The following is a 13,696-nucleotide window of genomic DNA, read 5'->3' on the forward strand; positions in this document are numbered from 1 at the left end:
GCCTTCCCGGGTTCCAGGGCGTTCCTACCCATCAGCGCTGGTCTTCAGTGCCTTCGCCACGATCAGCTCCAGTTCCTCGGCCCTGCCAAGATCGTGCGGACGCACAACGGCGTCGTCAGCCACATAGTAAAACGCGGCACTGACGTCCTCGAGGGGTACATCCTTAAGCCGTGCCCAAGCCAGCCTGTAAACGGCCAGCTGCACCGCCCGGGTCGCCAGCTGCTGCCCCGCGGGGCGTCGCCCGGTTTTCCAGTCAATGAGTTGCCAGCGGCCGTCAGCATCGCGGAACACGGCGTCGATGCGCCCACGGACCACGACGTCGCCGATCCGCGTTTCCACAGGCACTTCGACGAAAGCCGGAGCGCGCTGGGACCACTCGGACTGTTTGAACGCCGCCACCATGTCATCCAAGCCGTAGGCCTCGTCGATGTGGGAGTCCGAACCCGGAGCTTCATCAAGGTCCAGCATGCCGGTTGTGCCAAAGTACTCCTCCACCCATGCATGGAATGCCGTGCCTTTGCGAGCCGAGATGCCCGGTTCGCGGGGAACGGGCCTGCGCAGCTGGGTCAGGACGGCCGCGGGGTCAGCACCGAGGTCAACGAAAAGTGAGGCAGAGATGTGGCTTGGCAGGTGGACATCCTGAACGGTCTTTAGCTGCCGTTGGCGATCCAGCAGTAGTTCGGCCTCCTGGGACCATTTCCCGGCGGGACCACTCAATTCATCTGAAGAGGCCGGGCGGGGTTCCTCAATGTATCCCCGGACCATGGCTGCGGCGCGGTCCATTGCAAGCCGCCTGCCCGGAGTCAGCCTCAGCCGGGCGCCGGTCCGTGGGTCTGACGGTCCTTCCAAAGGATCGTAGGGGAATTGGGCAACCTCGAGCGCTGCCGTCAAGGGGCTTTCCCCAGGCAAGGCCTCTTCGGCCACCGATTCCGCATGGACCACCGCCCCTCCGACCGACCGCGAACCGCCAACCGACTGCGTCCGGCCGGCGTCATTATCCTCTCCAGCAACACCGGCAAGAGGCGCCAGTTCGGAGAGGAAGGCAGACATGCCGGCCATTCCTGATCGAGAGCCATTCCAAGCAGCGCTGGAAGCCCACAGGACGAACTTCGCCCGGGTGTAAGCGACGTAGGCGAGTCTTCTCTCTTCGGCCTCACCGTGATGCTGGACCTCGGATTTGAATTCCTTCTCTGCGTCCAACCATCCCTTTTGGTCAGGCTGATCGAGATCCCACTGGGGAAGGTCGGCGCGATCGCCCCGCAAGGGCCACGGCAAGGCCGCGGCGCCGGTGCTCCAGCGCGAATCCCTGTTGCTGGGGAACGAACCAGCATTGAGGCCCGGGACAAAAACAACGTCCCATTCCAATCCTTTCGAAGCGTGAACGGTCAGCAATTGCACCGCTTCCCGATTGGCCTCAACGGGGGCAACATCCAAGCCGCCTTCCTCGGAGGCTGCAGCTTCCAGCCACGACAAGAACGCCAGCAGGTCAATGCGTTGCGACGTCTGCAGGAACCCTGCTGCCGCATCCTGGAAAGCATCCAAGTTGCGGCGCGCCTGGTGGATGCTGATTCCCGGCTTGGCCGCTACTTCGATGTCCAGGAACATCGCACGTTCCACTTCGCCAAGGAGTGTGGTGAGGTCGTCGCCGATGTAGCTCCTCAGGGAGCGCAGTTCCGAAGCAAGGCGGGTCAGCCGATCCAAGGCAGCAGCGCTCAGGCTCCTCCCATGTCCGGACGTCCAGCCTGGACGGGGAAGGAAGTCAAGGGCCTCCACGAGGCTTGCTGCATCGGTGATGTCGCTTTCGATCACGGCCCCGGACGGTTCTTCGTCGTGGTCAAAGGATTCAGGGTGTGCTTCGGGAGCCGACCGTCGGCGGGCCAGGAAGCGGGACCAGTCACTGAAGGCCATCAAGTCTGCCGGACCAATCCTCCACCGTGCCCCGGCCAACAACCTCATCAGGGCATCGGAACGTCCTGGATCGGCAAGGACCCGCAAGGTCGCCACCAGATCCACGATCTCCGGTGTGTCCAGCAAGCCGCCAAGTCCAACGATCTCATAGGGAATCCCCTGGAGTTCGAACTCGCGGCGGAGGCACTCCATCTGCGCCCGTCGGCGGCAGAGGACCGCCATGGTGGGCTTGACCGGAGTGCCGTCCTTCTCTTCTTCGAAGACAGTCCGTTGGTACCGACGGACATCGCGGGCTATCACTGCGGCTTCGTCCTCATCCGTGCCGAAGCGACCGATCACCACGCTTCCATCCACCGCAGCAGGGCTTGGAACCAACGCGGGGACTGAGACATTACCCGCTGTTTCCCGCTCCCCCGCCGGACCATTCAGTGCCGCCGACCTGTTGAGGGGCGCTGCGATGGTGTTGGCGGCCCGGAGGATGTTCCTGCCGTTCCGCCAAGCGGTGGTCAGATACGAAGTGGGGGCGACGGAATAGGATTCAGGGCCGCCGGAGGGGTCCCCATGCCGGACGGGAAACTCCTGCACAAAGTGGAAGAGCTGGCCGGCGGAAGCGCCTCGGAAGCCGTATATCGATTGGTTGGGGTCGCCCACCGCAGTAACTGCGTGGCCCTGACCGAAAAGACGGGAGAACAGAACAAGCTGGGCGTGGGAGGTGTCCTGGAACTCATCCAGGAGCACTACTTTGTAGCGGGCACGTTCAGTGGAGGCGGCGAGCGGAATATCGCTCGCAATTCGGGCTGCGAGCGCCACGAGGTCGCCGAAATCAAGGACACCGCGATGGCGCTTCGCTTCCTGGTAACGGACCACCATGTCGGCAACGCTGGCGCGTGTCCTGAGCATGGCCGCAAGTTCTCCTGCGGCCTGCGTTGGATTCTTCTTGGCACCGGCCACGTAGGGAAGCTGCTCAAAGGCGTGAGCGCGCTCCAGGACCCATTCCCGCACTTCCCCCGGATTCTGAAGGTGCTCTGCGCACTCCCCGGCCAGCTGGATGACTGCATTGACGAGCGTGGATTTGGCGGCAGTGAAGTGCTCGTAGTCACCGTCATATGCTTCCACGACTTGGCTGGCCAGCTGCCAGGACTGTGCGCCTCCCAGCAAGACGACGTCCCGCTCGATGCCCAACCGCAGGCCGTAGTCAGACACGATGCCGCTTGCATAGGAGTGGTACGTGGACACTTTGGGTTCGAGGTCGTCTGCCCCGAGAAGTCCCTCCGGGAAGCCTATGCTGCCATCGTCCGCCACCGCTATCCGCTGGAGCGTGGCCAGCTTGGACCGTATCCGGCTCGCCAGCTCTCCGGCAGCCTTGCGGGTAAATGTCACGCCGAGGACTTCTTCAGGGCGCACCCAGCCGTTGGCCACCAGCCACACCACACGGTCCGCCATGGTGGCCGTCTTCCCCGAACCTGCCCCGGCAATCACCAGGCGCGGAGAAAGCGGGGAGGCAATGATGGCCGCCTGCTCAGGCGTAGGGTGGTTCTTTTCGCCAAGGATGTTGGCCAGCTCAGAAGGAGAGAACCTTGGCTCCGGGACTGCCTCGACGCCCGGGGTGCTGGTGGCAAAGCCGTCCAGGAGTTCGGTTGTCATTCGGTGACCTGCTTTCCTCTGGCGCACAACGGGCAAACGTCCGGTAGGCGGCATCCATGGCCGCCATACCCGCCCTTGCCGGGGTCGTGCCGTGCTTCGAACGTTGCACCGGCCATCAGCGCAGCCGCCTCATTCACCAGCCCCTCGGCCCAGTTGTCCGAGGGATCCAACGGATCCTGCTGCTGTACCGCCGGGCTCTTGGTCTTGGTCCCAAGTTGGGCCAGCACGGCGCCGCCGGGGACTAAGCCGTCCGCGGACGCTGCAAGAGAGCCGGCGTCGGGTGTTTCGTCCCCTTCCCCGGCGTCCCGGAAGGCACCTTTGAGGACGGCGGCCTGGTAGGCACCCAGTTGTGGGTGCCTGGCAACCTCCGCTTTGCCTGGTTGCCGTTTGCCGGTCTTGAGGTCAACGATCACGAGCCTGCCCTCCGGATCGATCTCAAGCCGGTCCACTTGGCCGCGGAGTACTGCGTGGCGAGTGGCCTCCCCTTCAGGAGCAGGGAAACCACTTACAGCGCCGTCGTCCAGGGTGACATCAGGTAGCTGAACTTCAAAGTCGTGCTCCACGGCCAGCAAGCTTCTTCCGTCGCCGCGCATGATGAGCACATAGTGGGCCAACTTCCGAACCATCAGTTCCGCCCGCTGGAAATCGAGCTTTCCTTCCCAGTTGTCCTTCATGCCCAAAGCAGGCCACCGGCGTACGAGCTCAGCCACGTACTCGGCTCCTGAAGCATCGGGAAGCTCTTGGGCAATGCTGTGGACCAAAGTGCCCAGGCTGCGTGCGAAGTCGGTGGCAGCTTCCCCTCCGGCGGCTTGGACGAACCAGTCAAGCGGCGACTTGTGGACAGCTTCCACTTTGGAAGGCGAGACGGAAACGGTACCGCCGGGTGGCACCACGGGTTCCTGGGAACTCAGCGCCGCCAAACCCCACCACGTGTCCGGATGTGCACCCGGAACGGGTGGTTCCGTGCTGGCGAGCCTGGCCAATATCCGGGCGGCCTCGTGCGAGGTATGGGCTTCGCCGCTACCGGCGTCTTCCAACTGGGCGTGCTGCCGCAGTTCTGCGACCAGGGCCCGCAAGGTCATGGGACGGTCAACGGGAGTGTAATCACGCTTGTACTCACCGGCCTCCAGGGGCGCCACGTAGTCCAGGAAAGCCGAGGGTTGCTCGTCCTCGGAAGACACCGCGGTGCAGATCAATACTTCTCGAGCTCGGGAAACGGCGGTCGAAAAACTCCTGAGTTCGTCATAACGAATATCCCGGAGCCTGCTCAGGGGCCCGCGCCGAAGGGCGTAGTCCACTCCATGCTCCACTGCGTCGGCGTAGACAGTGCTTCCCAGCAGCTCTCCACGCAAACGCGTGTTGGGCCATACGCCTTCCTGGAGACCCGCAACGATCACCACCGGCCATTCCCGCCCGGCTGCGCTTGCGGGGGTCATGATCTCCACGCAGGCCTCCAGCTGTGCCCGCGCGGCAAGGGTGTCCATGGGAAGTTCCTGGTTCAGCAAATAGTCCAGGAACTGTTCAGGACCCGAACCGGGCAGTTGGTCCACGAACCGTTCGGCTGTATGGAACAACGCCATCATGGCGTCAAGGTCCCTATCGGCACGTGCACCGGCATTGCCTCCCTCAAGTGCCATTTCTGCCCAACGGGAAGACAAGCCGGTGGCGTGCCACAACGCCCACAGCACAGATTCCGCGTTGGCACCGGGTTCCGCCGCGGCGGCGGAACCGGCTGCGATCATGCGGGCGAGCCGACGGGCAGAACTGCCTTCAATACCCAGCGACGCCAGGGCACCGGGCTGAAGGAGTGCCTCAACCAGCAAAGCGTCGCTGGACCGGCCGCCACCGCCCAGAAGCTCCTCGCGGCGCAGGGACTGTCGGAGCCTGCGCAGTTCGATGGCCGTAGCTCCGCCGATGCGGGATGTAAGGAGGGAAACCGCAGTTTCCGGCGTCAGCTTTGCCGGGTCCAGGACAATGGCAAAGGCCTCCAACAACGGACGCACCGCGACTTCGTCACGGACGGCCGAGTCTGCCACTGGAACACGAACCGGGATCCCCTGCCCGCTCAGGTAACGCTGCAACTGGGAAATTTGCCCGCCGTTCCGGACGATCACCGCGATGTCGCTGAACTCCCGAGATTCCCGCAGCTGAGCCTCGAGGATGCGCTGTGAAACGTATCTCAACTCGTGGACAGCTGACGGCAGCACGTGACCCTCCACGCGACCATTCCGCGCAGATGCAGGATGCATGCCTTCCGGATGCTGCGGTTGTTCCATTTGCCTGGCCAACTGGCCACCCGAGCGCTGCGAGATGTGGCTCGCGACCCGGGTCCACGCCTCAGCTACCTCAGGCGCATGCCTGTGGGTAACCGACAGCGGGCGCTCAAGAACGTTTTGCTGTGTGCCGCCCAGCAGTGTTGGCAGCTCTGACACCAGGTCCGGGCGTGCGCCGCGGAATCCTTGCACGACGGTATCCGGTGAGTAGGTCACCACGACGTCTTTGCCTTCGCCGATGTCGGCAAGGAGCTCGAACACGGCAGGATTCGATTCCTGGGCGTCGTCCACGAGGATGAGTTGGAGTCTTTCCCTCTCGGCAGCCAGGAAGGCCGGCGAGTCTTGGAAAATCTGCCGCGCCGTGGTGATGATTCCAGCAGGGTCAAAGGCCTCAGGCATACGGAGGTCCAAGACATCCCGGTACTCGCTGTAAAGTTCGGCAGCCGCCATCCAATCAGGCCGTCCGCACTCGTAGGCCAGCCCAACCAGGTCCTCTGCGGTGCGCCCCGATTCGATGATGCGGTCGAACAACTGCCGGATCTCGTGACGGAAGCCGCGGGTGGGAAGTGCCGCTGCTAGATCCTCCGGCCAAGGCAGCTGGAATCCCGGACGGGAGTGGCCTTCCAGCAACTCCTTGATGATGAGGTCCTGTTCGGGGCCTGACAGAAGCTTCGGTGGCCGCGTCAGCGGCAATATGCCTTCTGCCTTGGCCCGCCGGATAACGTCGAAGGCGTAGGACGCCCAGGTTCGTGCCGGCGTCGTACTGAGGCTGCGGTCCAACCGCCCCGTGAAGGTATCGCGCAGAGCCGCTGCGGCGTGGCGCCCGGGAGCAAGAACGAGAATCTGTTCCGGGTCCAGGCCATCCTCGCGGACGCGGCGGACTGCGGCTTCCACCAGCACAGTTGATTTACCCGTTCCCGGGCCCCCGGGCACGAGGACAGGGCCGCTCCCCTGTGGGAGGGCAACGACCGCACCTTGGTCCGGAGACAAAACAGGAGCCGCATAGTGGGTCTCACGCGGCGGGAGCAGCCGGAGGGCTGCCGGTGCTTGGCGGGTTTTGGCAGGAGTTGCGGTCACACAGTCATTTCATCATCGGGCACCGACAATTTATGGAGTTGACGCTCCAACTGGTCCGAGATCACATCCAGTTGGTCGAAATCGGAGTCGGCAGGCGTCCATCGGGCCGCTGTCAGGTCGACGCGCCAACGGCCTTCACCCGTCCTCAGGAAGGCCTCGTATGCGCCATGCAGCGGGGTGGCTTCCTCCAAGTAATGCTGCAGGGCGGCGACTTCGTGACCTGGTGGCGCTTCCCCGCTGGCCCTAAGGACGCGCCACCAGGCGACCGAGCTGCCATAATGGCTCATCACTGCGCCGACCTGCCGCGGCCCGCCGGCTCCCAAAAGCTCTGCGACGTCACCGTAGGAAACCGCCGAACCCGACGGAACAAGGTCCACAACGGCCAGAACCGCTGTCACATACTCCATCCGCATGTGTTCAGCGTAACGGCAGGAGTGTCGTGCCCGAATAGTGTCGGACCTAGCCGGTAGCTTGAAGACATGAGCTCCTGGAACACCCTCTCCCGCGCCGCATTCGACCTCGAGACCACCGGGAAAAACTCACGGTCAGCGCGGATCGTCACAGCTTCCATCACGGTCGTGGATGCCCACGGGGAGCTCATCGCAGAGCACGAGTGGCTGGCAGATCCCGGTGTCGAAATCCCGCTCGAAGCCAGCGAGGTGCACGGTGTCACTACAGAGAAAGCCCGTGCAGAGGGCCGCCCGGCGGCCGAGGTCACGCGCGAGGTGGCCGGTGTACTCCAAGGGCTGTTCGACGACGGCACTCCCGTCATTGCTTTCAACGCCAGCTACGATTTCACCGTGTTGGCGGCCGAGTCCGCCCGCTACGGGGTCCCCCAACTCAGCCGCTTCCCCGTGCTGGATCCCTATGTGATGAACAAGCAGGTGGACCGTTACCGCAAGGGAAAGCGCACGCTTACCGCTTTGTGCGAGGAGTACGGTGTGGACCTGACAAACGCGCACACCTCAGCTGCGGACGCTCTCGCTACGCTCCGGGTATTGGATGCAATGGCCGGCAAATTCCCCAAGTTGCAGATGCCGGCGCCGGCTTTGCATCAGCTGCAAGTAGACTGGGCGGCATCCCAGGCCGCTGATTTCCAGCAGTACTTGCGGCGCAGTAAGCCCACTGCAGTCATCGAGGGTGAGTGGCCGGTCCTCCCGCCCGAAGACGCAAGCCGGGGCGGCTTCTAGCCCCGGAGAGCAGGCGACCGCCTCCTTTTGCGACGCAAGTCACAGCAATTTCGGGAACCCGTTTTTCAGGGTTGTCCGCCCGCGGATTCCACGCGAGCCTCCGCTGCCGGAATAGTCCGGAGCCAGAAGGTCTGTTGACGGAACTTTGTTCGGCTAAATCGACTGTAGGCAATCATTTCTTCGATTCACCGCGCGCCAGCGGGCTGGTGACATAATTAAGTTTGGCGGGTTGAAGTCTGCTAGAGCAGCCAACCTTCGTATTGCTGCCGCATTCCCCGCCCACCGCGAAACGTCCCCGTGACTCGATGAAAGTGATTTCTTCATGAAATTCAAAGCCCCTAAGTGGCTGTCTGTTGCCCCCGTGGCCGCAGCCCTGGTGATTTCCCTGGCAGCATGCGGCGGAGGAACCTCCGAGCCCAGCGGCTCGCCGACCGACGCTTTGGCCGGCAGCGACCAGAAGTCGCTGGACACGTTTACTACCGCTGAAGTGACTCCGCTGGACAAGATCGACAAGTCCAAACTGGGCCTTATCACCGACGGCACCCTGCGCGTGGGCACCCTTTCCGACGCACCGCCGAACATCTTTATTGATCCTTCCGGTAAGTTCACCGGCTACGACAACGAACTCCTGCGCGCCATTGGTGACAAGCTTGGCCTCAAGGTGGAGTTTGCCTCCACCGACTTCTCGGCGCTCCTGTCCCAGGTGGGCAACAAGCAGTTCGACGTCGGATCCTCCTCGATCTCCACCACGGACGCCCGCCGCAAGACTGTTGGTTTCACCAATGGCTACGACTTCGGCTACATGGCAATCGTGACCAAGAGCGACTCCAAGGTCACCGGCTTCGCGGACGTCAAGGAAGGCCTGCGCATCGGCGTTGTCCAGGGCACCGTCCAGGATGACTACATGACCAACACGCTGAAGATCGAGCCGGTCCGTTTCCCTGATTACAACACCGTTTACGGCAACGTAAAGAACGGCCAGATCGATGCTTGGGTTGCACCGTCCCAGCAGGCCGAAGGCCAGGTCAAGGAAGGCGACAACACCAAGATCGCAGAGAAGGTTGTCAACACCCAGAACTTCACCGCGTATGCCGTGAACAAGGACAACCAGCCGCTGATTGATGCCCTGAACTCCGGTCTGGACGCTGTCATCGCTGATGGAACCTGGGCCAAGCTCACGGCCGAGTGGTACAAGGACCGTCCGACTGCCGCCGAGCAGACCCCCCAGGGCTGGAAGCCGGGCAGCAAGGCCGTCCAGCTCCCCGCCAAGTAACCAAGGCGTTCCATGGATATCCTCAATCAATTAGCCGACACCTTCTTTGACTGGGAGGCGATGGGCGAAGTCATCCCCAAGATGTTCGCCGTCGGTCTGCCCAACACCATCGTCCTGGCTGTCGTCTCGGGCATCATCGGGACCGCGCTCGGGATGTTGCTCGCCCTGATGGGGATCTCCCGGAATGCAGCAGCACGGTGGGTGGCCCGCATTTACACGGACATTCTCCGCGGGCTCCCTCCGGTGCTGACCATCCTGGTGATCGGATTCGGCTTTGGCCCGATCATTCGTGAACTAACCGGCTCCACCAGCCCTTACCCCATGGCGATCGCTGCCTTGTCCTTGATGTCCGGCGCGTATATCGGCGAGATTTTCCGCTCGGGCATCCAGAGCGTGGATAAAGGACAGCTCGAAGCGACCCGTGCCCTCGGGTTCAGCTACGGCTCGTCCATGCGCCTGGTGGTAGTGCCGCAAGGCATCCGCCGCGTTCTTCCTGCGTTGGTCAACCAGTTCATCGCGTTGATCAAGGAATCGTCACTGGTCTTCATGCTTGGCCTCCTGGCAACAGAGCGTGAAATCTTCCAGATTGGTAAGGATGCAGCTGCCAACAGTGGCAACCTGTCCCCCTACGTGGCAGCAGCCATCTTCTATCTGGCGTTGACCATCCCGCTCACGCACTTCGTGAACTTTATTGACGCCCGGATGCGCGCTGGACGCCCGGAGAAGAAGGAACCGGACGAGGCAGCCGCCGTCGTAGGAAAAGGAGCGCAGGCATGAGTGAATTCGCATCAGGGACGTTGACGGCGAAGAACATCCACCTGTCGTTCGGCAGCAACCATGTGTTGCGGGGCATCGACCTGCACGTCGAGAAGGGCACCACGGCCTCCGTTATCGGCCCGTCCGGCTCAGGCAAGTCAACGCTGCTTCGAGTAATGAACCGGCTTATCGAGCCGGATCAGGGCGACATCCTGCTGGATGGACGTTCGGTCCTTAAGGACAACCCGGACGAACTGCGTCGCCGCATCGGCATGGTCTTCCAGCAGTTCAACCTTTTTCCGCACAAGACGGTGGCGGAGAACATCTCGCTGGCACTGCGCAAACTCCGTGGCATGTCCAAGGAACAGGCGCGCGACGAGGCATTGGCCCAGCTGGACCTGGTGGGTTTGAAGCATAAGGCGGATTCCCGTCCGGCAAACCTCTCGGGCGGACAGCAGCAGCGTGTGGCGATTGCCCGCGCGCTGGCCATGAAGCCTGAGGTGATGTTCTTTGACGAAGCTACCTCCGCGCTGGACCCGGAACTCGTCAAGGGTGTCCTTGCGCTCATGACGGACCTGGCCCAGGGAGGCATGACCATGGTGGTGGTAACCCACGAAATGGGCTTCTCACGCAACGTCTCGGACATCGTGACCTTCATGGACGCCGGCGTGGTGGTTGAATCCGGGCCTCCGGAGCAGCTGTTCACGAATCCGCAAACGGAACGCCTCCAGGGTTTCCTTTCGGACGTCCTCTAAGGACCCTTAGCAGGGTTACACCCGCCACAAAGAACCCCGCCTTCCAAGCGAAGGCGGGGTTCTTTGCCGTTCACACTGCTTGGGGCCGCTACTGATTGGCCTTGACGCGCAGCACCGTGAGCGCGGCGGCATCCACCTTGGCTCGGAAGGCAGGATCGGACGTGGCCTTCTGCACCACCGCCTGGTGCATCGCCGGAATGCTCGCGGGATCGGCGCATACCAGCATGGTTCCCCCAGCGCCGAAGAAGTTCAGGGCACGCTCGGCATCGGACCATGCTTCCAGCTGGGCCGCACTGCAGAGGTCATCGGAGAGAACTATCCCCTTGAAGCCGGCGTCATTACGCAGCATCGTGTCCATTACGGTCGAGGAGAATGGTGCGATGTTGGCGGCGTCAATCTTGTCGTAGTAGGCATTCGAAACCATGACCCACCGGGCGCCTGATTTGATGGCCGCGTGGAACGGCCCCAGTGCGGGATCGTTCCGGGTGGTGGCCGTGTCACGGACATCGCTGGTGACGTCCGTGTTGGGAACTACCCTGCCAAGCCCTGGGAAGTGCTTCACTACCGGGGCCACGCCGGCATCCTTCATGCCATCGGCAAAGGCATTGCCCAGCAGCGAGACGTTGGCTGGGTCGTAGCCGTACTCCCGCTGGAAATGGCCAATGGGGGCATTGGAGGGTGCAAACTGTGGGCTGGTCACTGTATCCAAGACCGGCGCGAGGTTCACGTTGACGCCTACGCTGCTAAGTTCCTTCCCCCACGTTGCAGCATCCGCGCGAAGTTTTGCCGCCCCGGAGGACGCCTGGACCAGGGCCGTGGGAATGGTGGAGAAACCCGGACCGGAGAGAACCTGGACATATCCACCCTCTTGGTCGGTGGCCACAAAAAGGGGTACCCCGCCGGTTGTGGCGGCAGAGACCGTGCCTGTCAGCGAAGACACAAGGGACGCCGTCGGGGCAGTTCCGGCCTTGCTGCGTCCGCTGAGGTAAACGTTCCCGGCGTGATACTTCGTCAGCGCTTCCATGGTTCCCGGTTCGGGGCCGCTGGCCTTGGCTGCCACCATGAACAGTTGTCCCACCCGCTGCTCAAGGCTTAGAGCGGCGAGCTGCTGCTCCGCAGCTGACGGCGTGCTCGGCGCCGGCACAGGCGCTACGGAGGGAGCCGGGGAAGGAACCGCTGGTTTGGTAACTGACGCCGGCGGGGACGAGGGAGCCTGCGTGCCTGACGGCGAAGAAGGAGCCACCGATGGTGTCCCCTCCGCCGAATTTTGGCCGGAGTTCGTTGGGCCAGTGGAACATCCGGCCGCCGAGACCAGAAGCACTCCGGCGGTGGCGATGCTGACGCTCAGTGATGCAATGGAAGGGGACTTGCGCATGGTAAACCGTGAATTCGTTGGGGGTGGGTTTCCACCTACGAGCCTACCCCGATCGGACGCAACATTGCCCCGGACAATTGCGTCAAGCAGTCGCCCGGGGCATCACCAAAGATCAGGCCGAGGCGCCCGCTGCGGCCTTCGCTGCTGCCGGAAGGGCATCGATGATCCGGTTCATCGCTGCGTCGTCATGGGCAGCGGAGAGGAACCAGGCTTCGAAGACGGACGGCGGAAGGTAAACGCCGGAGTCCAGCATGGAGTGGAAGAACGGGGCGTATCGGAAGCTATCCTGCCGCTGGGCGTCGTCGTAGTTGTGCACGCCGTGGGCAGAGGTTCCAAACGCAACCGAGAAGAGGTTGCCCGCCCGCTGGATGGAGTGGTCCACGCCGGCGTCATCAAGGGCGGAGGAGAGCGCAGCTGAGAGTTCCAGCGAACGGGCATCAACATAGGCGTAGACCTCAGGAGTTGCATTGGTCAACGTCGCTACACCTGCGGCCATGGCCACGGGGTTTCCGGACAGCGTACCGGCCTGGTAAACCGGGCCCACGGGAGCGAGGTAGTCCATGACGTCGGCACGGCCGCCGAGTGCCGCCGTCGGCAGTCCGCCGCCGATGACCTTGCCGAAGGTGAGCAGGTCCGGAGCCCAGCCTTCCTGGCGACCGGTCAATCCCCAGTAGCCGGCGTAGCCGGTACGGAAGCCGGTAAGGACTTCGTCGAGGATGAGGAGTGCACCGTGTTCCTTGGTGATGCGGGACAAGCCCGCGTTGAAGCCTTCGCCCGGAGTGACGACGCCCATGTTCGCCGGAGCCGCTTCCGTGATGACGGCAGCGATGTTTTGGCCGTGGGCAGCGAAGGCAGCCTCAACGGCAGCAAGATCGTTGTAAGGCAGAACCAGAGTCTCAGCTGCGGTGGCCTCTGTGACACCGGCAGAGCCGGGCAGCGCCAACGTGGCCAGGCCGGATCCTGCGGCTGCCAGCAGTCCGTCAAGGTGCCCGTGGTAGCAACCGGCGAACTTGATGATCAGGTTGCGGCCGGTGAAACCGCGGGCCAGGCGAACGGCCGTCATGGTGGCTTCGGTTCCGGTGGATACCATCCTCAAACGTTCCACGGCGGACACCCGGTCCTTGACGATCGCGGCAAGGTTGGCTTCATCCGGCGTGGAGGCTCCGAAGGAAAGGCCGCGGTCCACAGCTGCGTGAACGGCGTCGAGCACGGCGGGGTGGGCGTGGCCCAGCAGCGCCGGCCCCCAGGAGCACACCAGGTCTACGTATTCCTTACCGTCTGCGTCCGTCAGGTAGGCGCCCTTGGCGGACACCATGAACTTCGGAGTGCCGCCCACTGACCCGAAGGCGCGTACCGGCGAGTTCACGCCGCCGGGCATCAGGGACCGGGCACGGTCGAACAGTTGATCGGACACGGGGGTGTTTGACGTCATGGTACCTATTCTT

The 13,696-nt window shown here is 63.1% G+C and carries 9 protein-coding genes; 4 read left to right on the forward strand and 5 right to left on the reverse strand.

Annotation, left to right across the window (positions count from 1 at the left end):
- Positions 1-24: 24 nt before the first annotated feature.
- The 3 genes from ACNAOT_RS15445 to ACNAOT_RS15455 are packed head-to-tail and all read right to left on the reverse strand — an operon-like array spanning position 25 to position 7,315.
- Positions 25-3,552: an ATP-dependent helicase gene (locus tag ACNAOT_RS15445; RefSeq protein WP_420178493.1), complete on the reverse strand. Its 3,528-nt coding sequence runs from the start codon at positions 3,550-3,552 to the stop codon at positions 25-27.
- A complete protein-coding gene (locus ACNAOT_RS15450; RefSeq protein ID WP_420178494.1) occupies positions 3,549-6,902 on the reverse strand; it encodes an ATP-dependent helicase in 3,354 nt (1,117 codons plus the stop codon). The genes ACNAOT_RS15445 and ACNAOT_RS15450 overlap by 4 nt, the downstream gene beginning before the upstream one ends.
- Complete coding sequence (locus ACNAOT_RS15455; RefSeq protein ID WP_091468671.1) at positions 6,899-7,315, reverse strand: MGMT family protein; 417 nt, start codon at positions 7,313-7,315, stop codon at positions 6,899-6,901. Before ACNAOT_RS15455 ends, ACNAOT_RS15450 begins: the two co-directional genes overlap by 4 nt.
- A 66-nt stretch (positions 7,316-7,381) precedes the next feature.
- Here ACNAOT_RS15455 and ACNAOT_RS15460 point away from each other — a divergent pair, with 66 nt between their 5' ends.
- From ACNAOT_RS15460 to ACNAOT_RS15475, 4 genes are all read left to right on the forward strand, one after another.
- Positions 7,382-8,092: a 3'-5' exonuclease gene (locus tag ACNAOT_RS15460; RefSeq protein ID WP_172325483.1), complete on the forward strand. Its 711-nt coding sequence runs from the start codon at positions 7,382-7,384 to the stop codon at positions 8,090-8,092.
- Between the two features lie 322 nt (positions 8,093-8,414).
- Positions 8,415-9,365, forward strand: a complete 951-nt coding sequence (locus ACNAOT_RS15465) for an ABC transporter substrate-binding protein (protein ID WP_091468676.1) — start codon at positions 8,415-8,417, stop codon at positions 9,363-9,365.
- A gap of 12 nt (positions 9,366-9,377) precedes the next feature.
- Positions 9,378-10,142 (forward strand): amino acid ABC transporter permease, encoded by a 765-nt coding sequence (locus ACNAOT_RS15470; protein WP_091468678.1) that lies wholly within the window; start codon positions 9,378-9,380, stop codon positions 10,140-10,142.
- Positions 10,139-10,876, forward strand: a complete 738-nt coding sequence (locus tag ACNAOT_RS15475) for an amino acid ABC transporter ATP-binding protein (protein WP_017198579.1) — start codon at positions 10,139-10,141, stop codon at positions 10,874-10,876. Before ACNAOT_RS15470 ends, ACNAOT_RS15475 begins: the two co-directional genes overlap by 4 nt.
- An 88-nt stretch (positions 10,877-10,964) precedes the next feature.
- Here ACNAOT_RS15475 and ACNAOT_RS15480 read toward each other — a convergent pair whose 3' ends face one another.
- Together ACNAOT_RS15480 and hemL are read right to left on the reverse strand one after the other, a co-directional pair.
- A complete protein-coding gene (locus ACNAOT_RS15480; RefSeq protein WP_420178495.1) occupies positions 10,965-12,251 on the reverse strand; it encodes a glycoside hydrolase family 3 N-terminal domain-containing protein in 1,287 nt (428 codons plus the stop codon).
- Between the two features lie 112 nt (positions 12,252-12,363).
- Positions 12,364-13,683, reverse strand: coding sequence for a glutamate-1-semialdehyde 2,1-aminomutase (gene hemL / locus ACNAOT_RS15485; RefSeq protein WP_091468683.1), 1,320 nt, complete (start codon positions 13,681-13,683; stop codon positions 12,364-12,366).
- Positions 13,684-13,696 lie beyond the last annotated feature (13 nt).

The organism is Paenarthrobacter sp. TA1.8 (genome assembly GCF_048595705.1).
In the GTDB taxonomy this organism is placed as follows: Bacteria; Actinomycetota; Actinomycetes; order Actinomycetales; family Micrococcaceae; genus Arthrobacter; species Arthrobacter nitroguajacolicus.